The 18410-nt window shown below is 43.6% G+C and carries 25 protein-coding genes and 2 pseudogenes; 20 read left to right on the top strand and 7 right to left on the bottom strand.

What is annotated here, in order from left to right:
- Positions 1-160 precede the first annotated feature (160 nt).
- The 3 genes from MKY22_RS07505 (at position 161) to MKY22_RS07495 (ending at position 1701) form a co-directional block, all read left to right on the top strand.
- Positions 161-700, top strand: a complete 540-nt coding sequence (locus MKY22_RS07505) for a hypothetical protein (RefSeq protein ID WP_214729939.1) — start codon at positions 161-163, stop codon at positions 698-700.
- A 167-nt stretch (positions 701-867) separates the two neighbouring features.
- On the top strand, positions 868-1203 hold the full coding sequence (locus MKY22_RS07500; RefSeq protein WP_341087927.1) for a MarR family transcriptional regulator: 336 nt from the start codon (positions 868-870) through the stop codon (positions 1201-1203).
- 75 nt (positions 1204-1278) lie between these two features.
- Positions 1279-1701 (top strand): MarR family winged helix-turn-helix transcriptional regulator, encoded by a 423-nt coding sequence (locus MKY22_RS07495; RefSeq protein ID WP_214729941.1) that lies wholly within the window; start codon positions 1279-1281, stop codon positions 1699-1701.
- A gap of 107 nt (positions 1702-1808) precedes the next feature.
- Here MKY22_RS07495 and MKY22_RS07490 read toward each other — a convergent pair whose 3' ends face one another.
- Positions 1809-2093: a hypothetical protein gene (locus tag MKY22_RS07490; RefSeq protein WP_341087917.1), complete on the bottom strand. Its 285-nt coding sequence runs from the start codon at positions 2091-2093 to the stop codon at positions 1809-1811.
- Between the two features lie 439 nt (positions 2094-2532).
- Here MKY22_RS07490 and MKY22_RS07485 point away from each other — a divergent pair, with 439 nt between their 5' ends.
- From MKY22_RS07485 to MKY22_RS07475, 3 genes are all read left to right on the top strand, one after another.
- On the top strand, positions 2533-2916 hold the full coding sequence (locus MKY22_RS07485) for a hypothetical protein (RefSeq protein ID WP_035408203.1): 384 nt from the start codon (positions 2533-2535) through the stop codon (positions 2914-2916).
- A gap of 154 nt (positions 2917-3070) precedes the next feature.
- Positions 3071-4156 carry a GGDEF domain-containing protein gene (locus MKY22_RS07480; protein ID WP_290778523.1) on the top strand — a complete coding sequence of 362 codons (1086 nt, stop codon included), beginning with the start codon at positions 3071-3073 and terminating at the stop codon, positions 4154-4156.
- Positions 4157-4219: 63 nt separating this feature from the next.
- Entirely contained in the window at positions 4220-4831 is a 612-nt protein-coding gene (locus MKY22_RS07475; protein ID WP_341087910.1) for a YdeI/OmpD-associated family protein, read from the top strand.
- Here MKY22_RS07475 and MKY22_RS07470 read toward each other — a convergent pair.
- Positions 4820-5047: an ATP-binding protein DrrA1-3 family domain-containing protein gene (locus MKY22_RS07470; RefSeq protein WP_445298379.1), complete on the bottom strand. Its 228-nt coding sequence runs from the start codon at positions 5045-5047 to the stop codon at positions 4820-4822. The two genes, MKY22_RS07475 and MKY22_RS07470, sit on opposite strands and share 12 nt — an antisense overlap.
- Here MKY22_RS07470 and MKY22_RS07465 point away from each other — a divergent pair.
- The 3 genes from MKY22_RS07465 (at position 4996) to MKY22_RS07455 (ending at position 6839) form a co-directional block, all read left to right on the top strand.
- Positions 4996-5256: a hypothetical protein gene (locus MKY22_RS07465; protein ID WP_341087906.1), complete on the top strand. Its 261-nt coding sequence runs from the start codon at positions 4996-4998 to the stop codon at positions 5254-5256. The two genes, MKY22_RS07470 and MKY22_RS07465, sit on opposite strands and share 52 nt — an antisense overlap.
- A 163-nt stretch (positions 5257-5419) precedes the next feature.
- Positions 5420-6358, top strand: a complete 939-nt coding sequence (locus MKY22_RS07460) for an IS30 family transposase (RefSeq protein WP_341086530.1) — start codon at positions 5420-5422, stop codon at positions 6356-6358.
- Between the two features lie 43 nt (positions 6359-6401).
- Positions 6402-6839, top strand: a complete 438-nt coding sequence (locus tag MKY22_RS07455) for a hypothetical protein (protein ID WP_341087903.1) — start codon at positions 6402-6404, stop codon at positions 6837-6839.
- Positions 6840-6886: 47 nt separating this feature from the next.
- Here the strand turns inward: MKY22_RS07455 and MKY22_RS07450 are convergent, their stop codons facing one another.
- Positions 6887-7366: a hypothetical protein gene (locus MKY22_RS07450; RefSeq protein WP_341087901.1), complete on the bottom strand. Its 480-nt coding sequence runs from the start codon at positions 7364-7366 to the stop codon at positions 6887-6889.
- Between the two features lie 524 nt (positions 7367-7890).
- On the opposite strand from MKY22_RS07450, the gene MKY22_RS07445 reads away from it, so the two are divergent.
- The 9 genes and pseudogenes from MKY22_RS07445 to MKY22_RS07405 all read left to right on the top strand — a co-directional run bounded on the left by MKY22_RS07445 (position 7891) and on the right by MKY22_RS07405 (position 14065).
- The gene (locus MKY22_RS07445) at positions 7891-9117 is read left to right on the top strand and encodes an MFS transporter (RefSeq protein WP_341087898.1); all 1227 of its coding nucleotides are present in this window, start codon (positions 7891-7893) and stop codon (positions 9115-9117) included.
- 19 nt (positions 9118-9136) lie between these two features.
- Positions 9137-9631: pseudogene (locus tag MKY22_RS07440) on the top strand (GNAT family N-acetyltransferase); the annotation flags it as partial.
- Positions 9626-10348 (top strand): annotated as a pseudogene (locus MKY22_RS07435) (DMT family transporter); the annotation flags it as partial. The pseudogenes MKY22_RS07440 and MKY22_RS07435, both read left to right, overlap by 6 nt.
- A 235-nt stretch (positions 10349-10583) precedes the next feature.
- Entirely contained in the window at positions 10584-11009 is a 426-nt protein-coding gene (locus MKY22_RS07430; protein WP_341087896.1) for a hypothetical protein, read from the top strand.
- Between the two features lie 33 nt (positions 11010-11042).
- Positions 11043-11324, top strand: coding sequence for a hypothetical protein (locus MKY22_RS07425; RefSeq protein WP_290778541.1), 282 nt, complete (start codon positions 11043-11045; stop codon positions 11322-11324).
- Between the two features lie 18 nt (positions 11325-11342).
- A complete protein-coding gene (locus tag MKY22_RS07420) occupies positions 11343-11681 on the top strand; it encodes a hypothetical protein (protein ID WP_290778544.1) in 339 nt (112 codons plus the stop codon).
- Between the two features lie 37 nt (positions 11682-11718).
- Entirely contained in the window at positions 11719-12894 is a 1176-nt protein-coding gene (locus MKY22_RS07415; RefSeq protein ID WP_341087892.1) for a hypothetical protein, read from the top strand.
- Between the two features lie 210 nt (positions 12895-13104).
- A complete protein-coding gene (locus tag MKY22_RS07410) occupies positions 13105-13557 on the top strand; it encodes a GNAT family N-acetyltransferase (protein WP_341087891.1) in 453 nt (150 codons plus the stop codon).
- A 163-nt stretch (positions 13558-13720) separates the two neighbouring features.
- The gene (locus tag MKY22_RS07405; RefSeq protein ID WP_341087889.1) at positions 13721-14065 is read left to right on the top strand and encodes a hypothetical protein; all 345 of its coding nucleotides are present in this window, start codon (positions 13721-13723) and stop codon (positions 14063-14065) included.
- 424 nt (positions 14066-14489) lie between these two features.
- On the opposite strand, the gene MKY22_RS07400 is transcribed toward MKY22_RS07405, so the two are convergent.
- Entirely contained in the window at positions 14490-14798 is a 309-nt protein-coding gene (locus tag MKY22_RS07400) for a zinc-binding dehydrogenase (RefSeq protein ID WP_341087888.1), read from the bottom strand.
- A 315-nt stretch (positions 14799-15113) separates the two neighbouring features.
- Here MKY22_RS07400 and MKY22_RS07395 point away from each other — a divergent pair, with 315 nt between their 5' ends.
- Positions 15114-15413: a hypothetical protein gene (locus MKY22_RS07395; RefSeq protein ID WP_341087886.1), complete on the top strand. Its 300-nt coding sequence runs from the start codon at positions 15114-15116 to the stop codon at positions 15411-15413.
- Between the two features lie 243 nt (positions 15414-15656).
- Positions 15657-16349 (top strand): hypothetical protein, encoded by a 693-nt coding sequence (locus tag MKY22_RS07390; protein WP_341087885.1) that lies wholly within the window; start codon positions 15657-15659, stop codon positions 16347-16349.
- 101 nt (positions 16350-16450) lie between these two features.
- Here the strand turns inward: MKY22_RS07390 and MKY22_RS07385 are convergent, their stop codons facing one another.
- The 3 genes from MKY22_RS07385 to MKY22_RS07375 are packed head-to-tail and all read right to left on the bottom strand — an operon-like array spanning position 16451 to position 18373.
- The gene (locus MKY22_RS07385) at positions 16451-16837 is read right to left on the bottom strand and encodes a metalloprotease family protein (protein ID WP_341087883.1); all 387 of its coding nucleotides are present in this window, start codon (positions 16835-16837) and stop codon (positions 16451-16453) included.
- Positions 16827-17102, bottom strand: a complete 276-nt coding sequence (locus tag MKY22_RS07380) for a hypothetical protein (RefSeq protein ID WP_341087882.1) — start codon at positions 17100-17102, stop codon at positions 16827-16829. The genes MKY22_RS07385 and MKY22_RS07380 overlap by 11 nt, the downstream gene beginning before the upstream one ends.
- On the bottom strand, positions 17099-18373 hold the full coding sequence (locus MKY22_RS07375) for a hypothetical protein (protein WP_341087880.1): 1275 nt from the start codon (positions 18371-18373) through the stop codon (positions 17099-17101). The genes MKY22_RS07380 and MKY22_RS07375 overlap by 4 nt, the downstream gene beginning before the upstream one ends.
- Positions 18374-18410: the final 37 nt, after the last annotated feature.

Below are 18410 nucleotides of genomic sequence, written 5' to 3'. Positions count from 1 at the left end.
GACAGTAGATTCATCGAGATGTAGTCTGTTTCAAAATGAAATTTCAAGGTATACTTATAGCAAAAGAAGACAAATTTGTCGTCAGATTGTAAATCGTTTTTCATCTACCCGTCAGGCATGATGGGATTAGTCATTTTATATAGGAGGTCATCCGTTTAACGTGAAGTTCTTTAAAGCTTTAGCGAAAACCGAAGAGGCTGTCTGGATTCCAGAAGCCGAGTGGCAAACCGTTTGTAAGCAAGAAGGATTGACAGTGCCGAATCATCCACAAGAACAAATCGTTGGCCTTGCATATAATAATCAACGCCAGATTGTTGAGGTCACTCGAAACTTACGTCTCCCTTCACTAAGTTATTACGTTACGATTCTTGAACCACCGAATAGTCGATCGCTTGTCTCGAAACGATCCTATTTGACCGTTCTTTATGAAGGTACGAAACAGACGGAAAATACAGAATATGGTACGTTTTCTTTAATTGAAATCAATGTCAGAGAAGAAGGTCTTGGCGAACGTGGTTTGTTGCTCGAGGCTTTGATTCAAGACATTGTGAAAAAATTTAAGTCTTTTGTCATTCGTGGCGACTATGCGACGATCACCTTACAAGGACGCGTCTCTGAGATGTGCTTTACGAAATATGGATTCCAATTGAAGGATTCGTATCTCACGTTATCAAGCGGTATACTTCCTGATCGGATTTGATTCGATCAGGATTTTTTATAGGTATATCGAAATAATGGAAAGTGATGGTTTTTCGCTCAAACTAGTAGCATGAGATATTTTTAATATGGTATGGTGAAACTAGTTCAACAGCAGTACATTCTATATTTAAGAAGTTCTCCAGGACAACAACTACAGAGACATATCCAATGGCATGCCGGCATAAAATTGCGGCCTATCATAATCAACAAATCAAGCGTGCCAACGATTTCTTAAAACACTGGGATCTTTCCCATACGAATCTGGAAGTATTACGTTGCTTACACACGACCTCATGCACGAGTCAGAAGGAAATCGCCGAACGGATCCAAGTGACCGAGGGCACGATTTCACACGGAATCAAACGACTGTTCGACCGGCAACTGATCACGCGTCAACGGAAATGGAATACGAACTATCTTCTGCTGACGGAAAAAGGAACAGCCATCCTACAAGAAGTGGTGCCCGCCTACGAACGTTTCATCAAGAACAATTCGCCGCTTTGACGGCTCGACAACAAGAAGAATTGGTCCGTTTCTTCGATAAGCTCAACCCTGCGTGACGAAAGAGGAGGAAAAAATATGACCTTCACATTCGAATCCTCGATGCAGCACTGGAACGCCATTCAGCGACTCCATGGCCGTTATTCGAAAGAAGTCAACGATGTGTTGAGACCAAAAGGACTCTCGAAGTCCCAATTCGATTTATTGATGACCTTGTATCACCAAGAAAGTGCGACGCAAAAATCACTTGAACGAACGCTTGAACTCTCAAGTGGCGCCATTTCACAAACGGTCAAGAAATTACTTGCTGAACATCTCGTCATCCGGAAACGGATCAATCGAGAAAAGCGGGTTTTGTTGACAGAACAGGGAACGAAGTTGATCCAAACGTCCGCTCCTGAAATCGAGGAAATCGATGATCGTTATTTCCGCGCCTTTACATCAAAGGACCACGAAACGTTTGATCAATTGCTGCATAAGATGCAGAGCGATCATTTTTAAATACTTCTAGTCGCTAAAACTTTGCAAGTCCTTCTCTCTTCTGCACGGTACAGGAGAGAGAAGGACTCTTTTTGTTATTCATTGGTAACATCATGTCGCGCGATTTTTTAATCTGACTCAGATATTTGCCATTCCTCTCGAGTCCACCATGCGATCAAGCTCGCCATTAATAAGATGCTTGCCCAGTAAATCAAGAAGGTATTGCCGTTAAAGTATTGACTGTTCATATAGGGCGAAGGCATCGACGTAATACTCGTTAAATAGTCCCCATCAATCGTTCCACGATCTGCAATGACTTGTTGTTTGACCAACACTTGATACTGGCTGAACTGTTCGATTTGATAAAGGATGCCACACACAAGATAGATTTGTCGTGCTGGTGGATAGACCAATCAAGGATAAAAAACGTAACTGCGCTTCTCTTATCCATTTCAACATCAGAACGATCCCAATCGGAAAAAGTAACAGAAGTAACAGAAGCGGAAGAAACCCTAGATTCCCATTGCCACTAATTTGTTGTGGATATATTTGCGTCGAGCGACCCAAGGATACAAGAAGTCCACTAAAGATGCTCAATGCTACTATCAATCGGTCTATCTTCACGATTCTCATCCAATCGTTCCCTCCTTTAAAAAATGTTCGTGATCAATATGATTACACTCATTATACAAAAAGGAGATATTCAAAATTTCCTTTTTCAGGAATCAAGGAAATGTGTTATCCGATTTCAATTATCTTTCAATTTCATTTTTTGAATCAATTTCTTTTTAAAATTTTTCTCGATATTCTGACGCCGTCGCGTAATAATAGATGAAAAGGAGTGGTCTGACCATGCTATTACGTCATATGACACATCGGCATCATATGAAATCCATCGTGTCACGCGGAGGATTATCGCCGGCATTCCAAGTCGACGCACCAAAAGGCTGGATCGCGTTTGAAGTCGATCCTCCAAGCGAAGCGTACCAAATGCACTTTCATCAATTGAAGAGTGAGTGGCAAGATGGAGATATCGTCACCCTCGAATTCGACGGGGAGAGAATGCAAGCAGCAGGTTTTGAAATTCTGCACTCGAATGAAGATGTCCGCAATCAAGATGCAGAGAGATTAGGGGTATCCATCAAGGAAATTGGCTCGTTTGCATTCATTCATAATTTCGTCTCACTTGATTATCTAATCGAGTCTTCACGCGAGAAAATCTCAGAGTATTATTGATTTAGAAGAGAACCTGTTATCTTTTTTAAAGATAAGGTAATTACGATACTTTAATACACCTTTAGGGTATCTTTGGTTGTATAGAATAAATATTTACTAAGTAAATCATTTTATTGTAATTATCTTTCAGAAACCATTCGAGAGGAACACGAACATGTGGAATACATTGAATCATCTCATCCTCAACGTCGCTTTAACCTTTTTCTTCGTGCTCATCTCTCTATTCTTTTTTAAGCGGTTTCAATTCCGAAATACGCTCGACAGTTGGCTGAAAAAAAATCTGTTAGTGCTCATTCTTGCAACCGGTGCCGGCTACTGGGTCATTCACAATGCCATCACCTATGAGGGATTTCGTTTCGATTTGTCGATTACTTTAATCGTCATCGCCTTCATCTATGGAGGCATCAGTAGCGGCTTCATTACGACGCTCGTCTTCGCTTCCCTTCAAACGTTTGTTTTTCATTCCAATCATGCATTTTGGCTTGTCGGTACGTATCTAATCGTCAGCATCGTTGTCTTATACTTACAAAATGAAGCACCGGATCGCTTTATCTCGTTTCCGATCATTTTTTCAATCGCACTCATTCTTTGTTTACCATTCGTTCAACATGTTCGTCCGAATGACGTGACGGCGATGACGGTATTTCTCGTCGGAAACGGCTGTGCCGGTCTCCTGCTACACAGTATTTTGCATCAAGTCCGCTGGCACTTCCATCAAGTCCGGATGCATCGGCGTCTCGCTTTGACGGATATGTTGACGGGACTTGATAATCGGCGCCATTTAGAAGAGACGGTCCAACGATATAAATCACAACAGATGAACTTTTCAATCATGATCATCGATGTCGATCATTTCAAACAGGTCAACGATACATACGGTCATGATCGAGGGGATCATATCTTACGACAAATCAGTGCCTTGCTTACGTCCTATTGTCCCCCTTCTTGTGTGCTCGGGCGATTCGGCGGTGAAGAATTCATGATGCTGTTACCAGAATATTCATTGCCTGAGACGCGTCGAATCGCGGAACAAATTTGTGAAGCCAGTGCCACGCGAACGTATGAGTTATCAGCGACGGAACCGCTACAAGTGACGTTATCGATTGGTGTGTCTCGCCAAACCCATCAACCGTCTGAGATCTACAATTTTCTACAGACAATCCAGCAGGCAGACGCTGCCCTCTATCAAGCGAAAAAGAGTGGTCGGAATCGTGTCTTTCATCATGACCCGTTACGATAAAAAGGTGAAATCCCTCCTCGTGTAACACGAAGGGGGATTTCGATATGAACAGGAGGAACGAGCATGGAGATCACGGACGTCTTACGGTTCACTAATCGCGAGGACTTTCGACAATGGTTGACGAAACACGCGGATCACGTATCCTTTTGTTGGGTGATGCTCAGTCGAAAACAGTCAGGAGAAGGTTTACTCTATCTTGATGCCGTCGAGGAGGCACTTTGTTTCGGCTGGATTGATGGAATTGTGAAGAAGACAGCGGACGGTGAACTGGCGCAACGGTTCACCCCGCGTCGAAAGAACAGTAACTGGACCGAACTAAATAAGGAACGGGTCCGTCGCTTAGAACGGCTCGGTTTGATGCAACCGTCCGGACGACAAGTTCTCCCGGATATGCGACCTGATGCGTTCGTTATTGATGACGTAATAAAGACGCGTCTACAAGAAGACCCGGTCGTTCATGAACAGTTTAATGACTTCCCGGAGCTCTATCGACGCATCCGGATTGATACGATTCAAAGTGTACGTAAGGATCCCGCTCTCTATGAAAAACGTCTGCAAACGTTGATTGAAAAAACGAAACTGAATCAGATGTACGGTCAATGGAATGACGGAGGTCGTCTCTTACTCGAAGAGCTTCCGGAGACGGAATCAGAGGCTGATCGGTCAGACCGCTAAGAAAATCTCTTCTAACGATTGGCGTTCAATCTGCACCTCGTAGACTTTGACGTCTTGTTTCGCAAGCATGACGAGTAACTCTGGAATATCCTCTTCCGTCGATAAATCAAGCCGTGTACAATCATCAGCTTGCGACAAAAGCCGAGCGTATGCTGGCAGATGCGATGGCTCTAATCGCGGAACAGTCCGAATACGGATTTGAATTTCCTGCCTCATTGCTTCTTGTAAGGACGCAACGGTTCCAGAGCGGACGATTCCACTGGCATGAGCGCGGTACGACGGCCGCTGCGACCACACGTGCGCTTCAACATGATGATGTCCTTGATTTTCTCCCGGAGGTTCCACTAACAAACATTCAGTTGTACGTCGCAACATTACCGCTGGATCAAGCACCCATCCATCAACAACGGATTCTCGAAATTTAAGAAAGGAATAGCCTTTCTTTTGAAAGACACCTCCGCTTGCTTTGTTTTATTTTGATGACGAATTGTAATATTAAGTGCAACACCTAGCTGAAAACACAAAAAAAACCCATAACGACCTCGTGTAGAATAGAGTTACCACACCAAATTCAACGGAGGATTCGTTATGAGCTATGTTCATCTTACCACATCAGAAAGAGTCAAAATAGAAACTTATCTAGAGCTTGGATTTTCAATGCGAAAGATCGCTCAGCATCTCGGACGACAGCCGTCCACGATTTCACGTGAGCTCAAACGGAATCCTTCCTACAATGCGATCAACGCCGGACTGCGTTATGAGATGCAAAAAAAGAATTGTGGAGCACGCACGCTGTTCAGCACTTCGCTTGGCTCATGTATCCTTTCGAAACTGCGAGAGACATGGTCTCCCGAACAGATCGCCGGACGGCTCTTTCACGAACAGGGACCATCGTACAGTACAATCTATCGATGGATATATAAAGGATTCATCAAGAGCGATTTAGGCGTTTTACGACAAAAAGGAAAGCGCCAAAAGCCACGTGAGACAAGAGGTCGCTTCAACATCGGGCTTCCGATCAGTAAACGTCCGTCGGACGTCCGGGGTCGAGAAACGTTCGGGCATTGGGAGTTGGATACTGTCGTATCAGGACGAGGGCAGACAAAGGCGTGTGTTGCGACATTCATCGAACGTAAAAGTCGGTTCTATATCGTACTACCGATGGTCGACCGTTCTTCTCACTCGATGGAACATGCCATCCAAACACTTTACTCTTCTTTCCCATCGGGAACGTTTCAAACCATGACGACGGATCGCGGTAAGGAGTTCAGCTGTCACGAACGGATACAGGACTCTCTTGGTATCCCAATGTACTTTGCGGATCCCTATTCTTCATGGCAACGTGGCAGCAATGAGAATGCAAATGGTCTTCTCCGTGAGTTCTTCCCAAAGGGAACCAACTTCGGAATGATCAACAAGACAGAATTAGATTACGCACTTTCTAGAATCAACAATCGACCAAGGAAGTGTTTGGATTGGAAAACTGCATACGAGGTCTTTTCCGAAGAAGTGTTGCGCTTAATTTGACAAACCGTCTGATAAAATAAATAAAAACAAATGGAGGTGTCTCATGAAACGTACCTTAGTGTTAGCCGTTCTTCTTATTCTAGTCGTTTGCATCATCGTTTTCGAACCGTTCCGTGGTGCGCCGCCAAACCCTGACGTCGAGGCAAACGGAAAGAATGTCCCGACCGTCCAAGGCTCTTATTGTTGGGATAGTTTACTTCGCAGTCAATGTGTCGATAAGATGTACCGTGACGGTCTTGACCTAGCAAAAGGGAAAACGCCAGTTACCGTCTCTGCTGGAGCACCCGTCCGTGTCGAGTTATCCGGTGATCCTAAAAGCGTGAAACTGATACAATGGGATGATCAAAAACAAGAGTCTCGCGTCACTTTGAACAATTACCAGTTCAATGCTCCAACAAAGCCTGGTATCTATGCTTATGAATTAAACTCCCGCTGGAAACAAGGAGACGGACAATTCGGATTCTCGTTAAAAGTTCAGTAAACACAATATCCCCACTGTCGTCTTATTGCGTCAGTGGGGTTTTGCTGTCATCCAGTTTGACGGTACAGCTGCAAAATTCCGAAGACAGTCAAGATGAGATAGCCGGTTCCGATGAACAGAAAGACTCGGCGAATCAATTGATCCTTCGGTTGACGCGTGATGCCTTCGAAGAAACAACTGACGATGAAGCCGAGGACTAAGATTCCGCCATACATGAAGAGGAACGAGACGAGAAGACCGACGGGACTTGCGTGCGTTAGCGAAGGTGCTATCCAAAATAGACTACCAATGATAACAGCAAGTATGACGGTACCCAGTACGATCCCGATGAGTGGATGGATCGTGTTCAGTCGCCGGATCACATCATGATGTTTGACGAGACGCTCCACTACTGTCATCGCTGACAGACAGGTCAGTAAAAATAAGATTAAGAAATAGATTGCTTGCTCGATCGGACGGAACGTCGTGAAAAAGACAGTTCCGGTAAGAACAAGGAGTGGAGATATGAAAAAAATCAAACGTTTCATTTCTTTCCCTCCTTCGTATGACTTTCTTGAAAGTGAACACATAACTAAGACAATGTAACATATAGCACGTTACATATTTTACCACTTTTATCTTTTTTCAAATTTTGATACCTATGTACTTTTTTCAACAATTGTAAAAAAATGATAAAAATTCTTTACGGTATCATTTGGCATATGCTAGGATGAGACAAATCATATGAATCAAACGCATTAAAGAGAACAGTACGTCATTTCGATTTTTCCTAGAGAGCTCCGATTGGTGGGAAGGAGCAAAAGTCATTGACCGAACCAAGCCTCTGAGCAGCACGGTGGAACCGAATCGGGGATATCGTGACGGGTGCTCCCGTTATCGAGCTCAGGTATTTGCCGTTTAAAAGCGGTCGTACCGATGAAGGCGGTACCGGTGACGGTTTCGCGAACAGGGGTGGCACCACGACACGCACAGTCTCATCCCCAAGACCAACGTCTTGGAGGTGGGATTTTTTTTATTGGCTTAAAATACAATAAAAAAAGGAGTGTGTCATATGTCGAATTGGAAATACCCTGGATTGCTGTTACTTGGTGTCGGTGTCTCGAACATTGGAGCTTGGGTCTACTTCATCGCTTTGAATTTAATCGTCCTCGAACGAACGGGATCGGCGTTCGCCGTCTCCGTTCTCTATATCCTGTTACCGATCTCCGCGCTGTTGACGAGTCTTTGGTCCGGCAGTGTCGTCGATCGAATCAATCAACGTCGCTTGCTCGTAATACTTGACGTCGGGCGCGCCGTGCTCGTCTTTTCACTGACATTGATCGATTCATTGTATGTTCTTTATGCGCTCGTCTTCATCTTGAACATCGGTAACACGCTATTTGAGACATCCTCATTGATCTACATGACGAAGATCGTGCCAGAGATTAGTCGCCAACGGTTCAATGCATTAAAGAATTTCATTCAGTCGGCCGGTTTCATTCTCGGACCATCGATTGCCGGCTTTTTATTTTTAATCGGTTCTCCTGAGACGGCGATTGTCCTCAACGCGGGAGCACTGTTGTGTTCTGCCACTCTATTGTCCGTCTTGCCTGACGTCCGCTTGGCGGCGACTACAGCAGTCCCCTTCTCACTCCGAGTGATTCTTAAGGACTGGAAAGAAACCTTTCAGTTTGCACGGACTCGGCGCTACATCACGCTCGTCTACGCCTTCTATGCGCTGATGATCGTCTTGATGAGCGGACTCGATTCGCTTGAAGCCTCGTTTGCGACGATCGTTTTGCAGATGGACGAGAGTACGTATGGATTCCTCGTCAGTATCGCCGGAATCGGCATCATCTGTGGTTCCGCGGTCAATGCAACCTTTACGCATCGCTTGTCGCTCCGGTTCTTGATCCAGTTTGGGGCACTGATGACGCCTGTCGGTTACTTGATCTTTGCCTCGGCGACGTCATTCTTGATTGCAGCGATCGGCTTTTTCTTGCTAAGTTTTGCCCTTGCATTCGCAAACACTGGCTTCATGACGTTTGCTCAAACACACATTCCGGTCGAATTGATGGGACGGTTCCTCAGTAGCATCCACGTTGTACAATCGACTGGTGTCATTCTACTGACTGCCTTGATCGGTCTATATGCCGAGACCTCGATCCGCTTGACGTATACCGTTGCTTCAGTTAGCTTCCTCCTGATTGGTGGCTTGATCGTCTTCATCGTGCAAGACCGAACGAAACGTCAATATTTTACGACCGAAACCGATGAAACGATTAAACTTTCGTCATGAGAAGGAAAGGAAGATATTCATGCAGTTGACTGGAGAACGAATTTTTCTACGCCAGATTGAAGTGACGGACGCGCGCGTCTTCTTCGAACAAACACAAAATGAGACATTACGTTACCTGACCGGAACGACAGTGACGTTTTCGCTCGAACAGATTGAACAGCATATTCTCTCGATTCAAGCTGATGCGACGCGTCATGATTTTGCAATTTGCCTGACGTCGGGTGAGATGATTGGTGAGTGTTCGATACTTGATATCGATTTGGATTCAGGAATCGCTGGCTTTCGGATTTCACTGCGTGCCCTCCCCTGGACCGGTCAAGGATACGGGACAGAGGCAATCGCGTGTATCTTTCGATTTTGTTTCGAAGAACTTCAGCTGGGTCAACTTGAACTCGAAGTGTTTTCGCACAATGCACGAGCAATTGCGGCTTATAAGAAAGCCGGTTTTCAAATCATTGAAATGATTCCTGATGCTTTATTGTACGATAGCGTTTCGTTTGACAAGATCATCATCGTGTTTGGTGTCTGCAACTTTGCACTTAGTTACTTATGTCTCTATTACGCAACAATATTAAGCTCTGCTGCCATCGTGACGTTGATTTTCTCACTCAAAGTCATTCTGACGCCGATTGCCCTGCGACTCTTTTTAAAAGAGAAGCTTCACGCTCGTGTCTGGATTGGCGGATGTTTTGGTATCATCGGCGTCGGTGTCCTGATTGTTCCGAATCTAAGTAGCATCGATGGACTGACCGATTTGAAAGGTGTCTTGATTGCTCTAGTCGGCACGCTATTGACGTCAGTAGGTGACGCCAGTTCAGCGCGTAACGCCAAGCAACGGATCAACCCGGTTCATGCCAACGCGATCGGATTTACTGTCGCGAGTCTACTGATGGGCGCAATCGTCTGGTTCCAAGGAACACCGCTCACGCTCCCGACAACCGTCACCTATCTTTCTGCTTTACTATATTTAACCGTGATCGCATCATTTCTCGCATGGCTGTTTTACCTGAAACTCGTCGAACGAGTTGGTGGTGCGAAGAGCGGCTATATGGTCGCGCTCTTCCCCGTCATCGGCGGAATCGCATCCGTCATGATCGGCGAATCCACACCCTCTCTGTATTTACTCTTCGGCTGCTTATCGAGTTGTCTTGGAGCAGCTATTGCTTTAGGAATCGGTGTATCGCGTCAACGAAGAAACGCCATACCGGATACGGCGGACAAGATTGGTTAAATCAAATCAGTTTGTATAGTCGACCATCAAAAGGACAGAGGTTCAGCGAATTCGCTCATGAACCGCTGTCTTTTTTTATTTTAAAGGATGAGTCAATAATATCAACTTCTCCGAAACTCTATCCACCAGTAGAAGGGATTCAATTGTTTCTCGTGGAAAAATATGCTAAGTATAATCAGCTTATTCACTTTACGATACTTATTTTTAAGGAGGTGCTCCTATTCTGAAATACATCTTGATCGGTTGTTTGATCGCTATGATCGCTTTTTTCATCTATTTTGAACCGTTTCGAATTGAACCCTATGATCCAAACGTCGAAGTAAACGGTAAAACGATACCGACTGTCCAAGGTTCTTATTGCTGGTCCAGTATGTTCAGCGCTCAATGTGCGGACATGGTTTATGTCGATGCGCTACATATGACTGTAAAAAGTAAACCCGTCATCGTCTCACCCTCTGACAAAATTCATCTCTCGTTTGATCGTAAACCCGATTCGCTCGAAGTCGTACGCTGGGATTCGAAAACGAAAAGTGAACAGGTTTCATTAAAAAACGACATTCTTAGCGCACCGTCTGCTCAAGGTACGTATACCTATGAGGTCGTTGCCGGATGGAACGAACATGGTGACGGTCTATCCGCCTTTTTGATTCAGGTCCGATAAAACCAACCTCACTCAAACAGGAGATGAATAATAATGCGTAAAGTTTTTCGACTCTGGCTACCCTTGCTCTCACTTGCTGTCTGTCTGTTCAATGCCTTCGGCTACGATGATAAAAACATCTTGTTGTTTCTGACGAGCCCTGTTTTCTGGCTTCTCGAATCACGATCCTTTCTTGGAACGTGGCTAGATTCCTTCCATGTCCCACTTTTTCTGATCTACATCCTGACCTTGATCAGTTGGTTCTTGATCGGCTTACTGATTGATGTCATTCTTTCTGTTTTGTTTAGAAGATCGTCTAGACGCATCCATGATTAACTGAGGAGGAAAATACATATGGGACCAACCAATGACATGTGGGTGTGGGTACTTTCCTACGCATTCTTTTTCATCACGCTTATCAGTGCAATCTTCGTCGCGATCAAGCATCCAGCCTTGAGAAAAGCGTCGATCCGAGCGGTGGTAGCGATGCTTTTCCTGTATGCACTATTCATTTGGAACTCTTTGTACCGTCTTGACATGACAGAATTCAGACATTTTTACGAAGGATTGACAACACTGCGATCGTGGGCATGGATGTGTATCTTCTTATTCGCCTACACATTAAAGTGGTGGTATCTCGTATTTCTTCACACCCGTCGTTCGAGTCCTTCTTCACATGAGGTACAGCAATGAACTACATTTCCGAAAATCTTCGAAGGAGCTATCCGATATGAAATTACATCGATTCGCATCCGTCTTTTTCCTCTCGACCATCGTTTGGACGACAGCGGGTTGTACCATGATGGAAGAACAAGCGACACCGCGTGTAGCACAAAAAAATATCGCGTCACCTGAACAAGTAAACACTTCCTTGAAGAAAGCAACGACCGACTCCAAGAACCAACAAGCAATCGAATTAGAAAAGCAAACGGAGCGCGTCACGTTAGGTCAAACGAAAACGTACGACCTTTCTTCATTACTGAGCAAACACCGTGTCTCGATCGATCCACAGTATTTCTACCAAAACCAGATCTTCTACTTTGACCTACAAGAAAACAAGAGTGTCATCTATACATACGATACGAAACGACAGCATAACAAAATTGTTCATGCGACGAAGAATGCAATCCCGATGATGACGGGTACAGGTGCGTTTTTACTATGGGTCGAAACGGAACAGCCGACAAAGACCGGTGTGAAATGGTCGATTCGTCAACTAAATATCACGACGAATCAAGTGAAAACACTTGATACAGGCGAAAGTCGCTTCGATACATCCCCTCCGAGAATCGATGTCACGTCAACTCGTGCGTCCTGGATCACGCAAGAGGCGACTGCACAAAAAACGGTCTCCACGATCAAGACGTATTCGTTAAAAACCGGAAAGATCACACCACTCCAGTCCTTCATCTTAACAACAGGAAAAACACGAGACGGTCTATTCACATACGAGCACCGCGATAGCGATGACGGCGTGACCTTATATACGTCTCACTTTAACAACGGAAAGAACGTTCGTGTGCTTGAAACTCTGGATGGTGCCTACAAAAAAGAGATGTCCGGATTAATTGATTTCAGTCGTAGTGGCACCTATTTCGCTCTCGGCACAGAAGGCGACGCCATATTCCAACCCATCGGATTAGACGAAAAGACGCTGAACTATTCTGCTTCCAGTGCCCAGACGTTGATTAACGGCATTCAATTCCTTTCGAACACACAAATCGTCTTCCGCGAAGGCATCAATCAGTTGATATATGCGGACTTAAAAGCGAAGACCGTCGCTCCTCTGACGGACTTTGAAGAGCTGGTATCGTTTCCTCTACTGAAAGATGGGAAACTCACTTACTCCATCACGAACGGGAAAAAATCCACCTTGCATGTCGTAAAGCTTCTCCCGTCTAACTAAACGATCATGATCTTAATCTAACAAAAGAAAGTCGTTTTCCGTTACTCGATACGGATGACGACTTTTTTTCTTACATGCTATTTTGTATTCTTAAGAAGGACAGAAGTTCACAGGTTCTTTCGTAACGCTTCTACATCAGCTATTGTGGCAGCAGAGTGAAACTGAAGCCTAAGACAAACATATATCAATCGATCCGTGAGGAGAATGAATATGAACATCCGACAATTATCCGTCCATGAAAATCCACCGATGGAGCTCTTGCTAGCAGCGGACCCGTCTCAAAAGTTAGTCGAAAGCTATGCAAAAAGAGGTTATTGTTTTGTCGCTGAAAGGAATGACCAATGGATTGGTGTATATGTACTTCTCCCGACAAGACCTCAAACGATAGAAATCGTAAATATCGCAGTAGATGAGTCGCATCAAGGACAAGGTATCGGAAAAAATCTTTTACGACATGCGATTCGCACAGCGAAAACACTGGGGTATACGACCGTTGAAATCGGGACGGGCAATTCAAGCATTGGACAGCTAGCACTTTACCAAAAATGTGGATTCAGAATCGTTGGAGTCGATTTAAACTTCTTCTTGAGACACTATGAAGAGGTGATCATCGAAAACGGGATCCGGTGCACGGATATGATTCGGTTATCGCAAGATATATAAGAATTTCAGCATTCTTTTCGAAAAGTAGATTCCGCTATCTCACAGTGAAACTCGAACGATTATGAATGAGACATCATGAGGCTATTAACGTTATATAGGATTGCAAAAAATGGATTCATCCCCCATAATATGAACATACGTTCTTATTATAAGGAGGTCCATCATGCAGCACCTTCAAAAAGAAATCACTCATCCGGTGTCGTTATCTACTATGAATCCGCTTATTTGCCTCTCCATCGATTCATCCATTATTGATTCTTCCGTTTCTACGGCTTATAAAATGGAAGTCATGTTATTTATCGTTTTACGGGAGAGATTATCCTTAGAACTGCTTCCTCTCCATCACTCCGGTGGCCCTACAGAACTTGTCTACATAGAAGAAGTCGATTTCGAGAGTCGGCAGTTGACGCTCTTTCATATGAACGATTCGTCATTGTCTTATCATCGCTACGTCGAAAACGACGACTTCCTCTCCCAACAGCCTCAACTATTACTCAGCTTGGTGTAATGTGTCATCCGTCATAAAGAAAAATGATTCAACATTCGTTGTTTCACTCCATTCTGCATCTGGTGTCAAAAATCGCGACGCTTTAAAAGTCTGTAATCAATGAATACCGTTTTTTGACCAATCCGAAATTAAAGCAGAAGCCTTCCCGATACAATCGAGAAAGCTTCTTTACATGACATCATGTATGGTAGACGTTGTCAGTTTTTTTACGTTTTCTTAGTAATTTCCAAACTTACTTTCGAGCACTGAATGCTCAAAAACAGTTACGTCCAACCCACTAAATCAACTTAATTCTTCTGCAATTAAAACGACGACGTTACCGAATTTTTGTCCGGAGTCAACATATCGATGGGCTTCGACGATTTCATCAAGTGAACAGATATGGTCGTGACGGCTCTAAATCGTCCCGCTTCAAACAGTTTATTCAAACAGTGTATATCTTCTTTCCGTTATCTCGCCATGCCTTACCCCGCGACGGATGCAAAGACTTGTTTTGTTTGACGTGCCGTTTCGCTTTCGTCTTATTAATCTTTCCAGACGCATCGAAGACGGCATCGTACTTCAGCAACAATCCATCGTAGCCGTCCTTTGTATAATCGATGACGTGATCGGCACCGAGCGCTTTGACCCGCTCCGCATTTTGTCCATTACAGACAGCCGTCACCTGCAGCCCTTTTGCTTTTGCGATTAGAACAGCAGCCGTTCCTGCAGCGCACGATGCAACGTAAATCAAGATTGAAGTGGACGACAGATGCATACACTTTGATGAGTACTACAGTTGATTTCGGATCCAAACGAGGTATCACTCTAATATGCACAACATCCAGTGATTCTTAGCAGGTAAAGATGGCTAGCTTTATCGTAATTCCTCCTCTGATCGAGATGATGGTATTTTATTAATCATACGTAGTTTATGCCTGAATTCCTTTCATTTCAAAGCAAGAAAGATTTTTTTGATTTAAATCAATCTGTGTTACAACTGGTAAAATTTATTTAATAATATGTTTTCATCTAACCTTACTAACTGGAGAAAGTAGGTGCCTGGTTCATGCCGACGCGTCATTTGCTTTTCGCGTTTATTCTATTCCTTTGTATGCCGCTTGGTTCCTGTACACACGAGAACGATGCACATGTCGTCGAAGAGATTACAGGAGACACGTTATTCGTCGCTCCGAGTGAACAAAAACCGGACGAACAGTATGCTTTGACAAAGATTCGCGTCACAACGGATACGATCGTGTATGGCAAAACAGATAACACGGCTGACATTCAGACGGGTGACACGATTCAAGTGACGTTTGCAAAGGACTCGGCTGTCGCGATTGAAATCCGTCGAGCAGACAACTGAATCAGAAGGGATTGTCCACAATGCTCCAAATACTTCGCCATCTACGCAATATTTTCATGCTTGCCACTGCGATTTTTGGTTCATCCTATTTTTTTCAAAAGAATATCGGAAATGATCTCATTGGTTTCTTGTACATCGGAATACTAGGTGCGATTGGTTTTTGTATTACCACAGGACTACTCTGGTATCTCAAACGAAAAGAATCGCACGGTTTTTAATAAGCTCATCAAAGGAGACACAATTATGATGATACGTCCGAAAAAGTCACACCGTGTTCAGTTGAAAGTACTCTTCGCGCTTCTGTTCACACTTCCGATAATTGGTGCTGTTTTCGCACCTCATTCTGTCGACGCAGCGACAAAGGAGTATGCGTCTTACAAGAAGCTAAAACTCGGCATGACCGCGACAAACGTTGCAAAATCGCTCTACGGAAAATCGTATAGGAACTACATAAAGAAAGAGCATGGCGTCACAACACTCAAACAAAAAGCTGCATTACGAGAAATTGAAGACGACTATGTTTTGTACGCTTTTGCCTTTTATCCCTATGAAGTAACAGACGATCATTGGTTTAAGCAACGAATGCATCTGATTTTCAAAACGAAACAAAACGGTCACACCTTATACCTTGCGGAAAAGGAATACATCCCTAAAACACCGTCAAAGAAACGACTCTTACCAGGAAAGAAGATCACGCCTGGCATGACAATAGCTGACGTCGATCGAATTCTTTCAGGTAAAGGACTTGGTGTCTTGACTCTTCACCATACAGAAGATTACTCGACGATTGGAGAAGCCTATGCTGAAGGCACAGTCGTGTACCGAGAAAAACAGGCGATGCTTCTCTACTCGTATCGAAATCCAACGGGTGATGCATTAATGATCGTTGCATTTAAATATGATTTCGATCAAAAGAGGTATATCGCTCAAAAATAACGCCGGATACCAAATTTATCTTCGCTAGAATCTTTTCCATGTAAATAACCCCTCATTCCGCTCGAGGAATGAGGGGTTATTTACATGGAAATGCACAAATATTACAGAGCGTCATTTCTGCTCTGTTCTTTTCTAATCATTCTTAAGCAGGATAACAGGATCATCTGGCCGTCTGTTGTCACCGGGAAAAAATTAAATACATTTGATAAACATAAAATTTTAACTAAGACCCATCCACCGCCTTCTCCTTCTATCCAAATACCGAACGAAAATAAAATCGCAGGTGCAGAAGCAGCAATGATTAAATTTTGCCAGTCATTCTGATTATTCTCATAGCGGACGATTGGCGTTAAAAATCGATCGAGTTTCACTGTCGGTCGCCGTCGAAACACCCATGCGAACAATAAATGGATCATTTCGTGTATCGCTACGACAATGAAAATCAGAAGAATATAGCTGATAAGATGCAGAACTGTCTCAGCTGTCATGACGCGTTAACGTTCGCCGCTTCTGTAAGAAGACACCAAACAATGTGAATAAAACGATAAATACCAAATAGAGAACAAGCGCTTGAAGTGTCAATGCGAAGTGTGTATTTAATTCTTCTTTTGTCATTACCGTTGTGATTTTTAATCCTGTCATCGTCGTCACGACACTCGTTTCATTGATTTGAAACAATTCATAAATATAATCGACCAAAAAAATAATTGCCCACAAAACAGTACCAACACCAATTAATTTCGTGATTTTCATTTTTCCACCTCGTATTCTTTCTTTAAAATGAGATATAAAACACCAAGTAAGATCGCTAATGTTGGATACAATGCCCCATCGATACTGACGAGGACAGACAGTAAGACAATTAAAATGATCGTCAACACGGATGCAATCGTCTCATTGATATTACTTTGAGACTTCGGAAATAAAAATCCTGCAATTGTAGCCGCGAAAAAGATATTGATTCCATACATATATGGATTCAGACTATATGTCTCAATGATACCGACATATAGTGCAGGTGCCATCAAGATGATGGCGACAGCAAGGAGTGACATGAGTTCCATCAAGGGATGGATCCGGTACAGTCCGTACAACTTTCTAACTGCTAATGTTGCGTCTGCATATGTAATCGTCACTACTCCAAGTATCGGCAATAAGAACAACCAGAGTTGAAAAGTTCCCCCCCATCCGACTTGGTACCATGCTCCGATTGACATCACACTAAGTAATGCCCAAAAGTACAGAAAGTTTTTACTTCGGATGATTGCAGGCATAGTAGTCGCTAAACCAATATTGAAAGCAGGCAATCCTAACTTGAAGTAATTCTGCCGGACATACAAATGGTTTCGAGCAAAGAAAACTGCATGAAGAGTATAGGCAATCGTGCCAACGACAAGACTCGCCATCAACATAACTAGCGTGATCGTTAAAATCGAATACGGTAATGTACTAACCCATACATCAACCTGAAATCGTGTTTTTAATAAATGAAGTGTCACGAGACCCACTAATACTAGATCAAGAATGAAACTGAAAATAGTACGCTTCATACCTGATAAACGATGCAATACTGCTGCATGGAGACAATCCAATAACCAAAAGCTACTGATGAATACAGTATGAAGTGTTATTAAAACAAGCAGTGCCGTTCCCAAGCGCATAGGAATTAGTTTCAGTGCTGGTGCAACGATGATCATCAGTAATTCGAAAAAGACTAGAGCAACAGAGAGTTTAAATAATCGCTGGCTGATATTGACTTCTCTTTCTGAGAATGGAAGTGTCTTCGCAAAAAATAAAGAGTTCCGATTCAATGAGACGGTTCCATTAATTAAAACGAACATAAAGGTACCTAAAATAAAGACGACATTAAAATAACTGCTGAGCGTCATCTTCCCTGCCAGCAAGCGTGTTGTCTCATCTGCTTCCACTGCATTATTCGATAGGGTGGAGAGCTGAACCATGTTTAGATAAAAGTATCCAAGATAGAGACCCATTAGAAGAATACCTAACCCGTACCGATTCATACGAGTTTTAAAAAAAGGACGATTGAAAAGTCCATGA

The organism is Exiguobacterium sp. FSL W8-0210, assembly GCF_038006045.1.
Classification (GTDB): domain Bacteria; phylum Bacillota; class Bacilli; order Exiguobacteriales; family Exiguobacteriaceae; genus Exiguobacterium_A.
The sequence above is the reverse complement of the archived record's forward strand: the minus strand, read 5'-3'. Positions and strand labels throughout refer to the sequence as shown.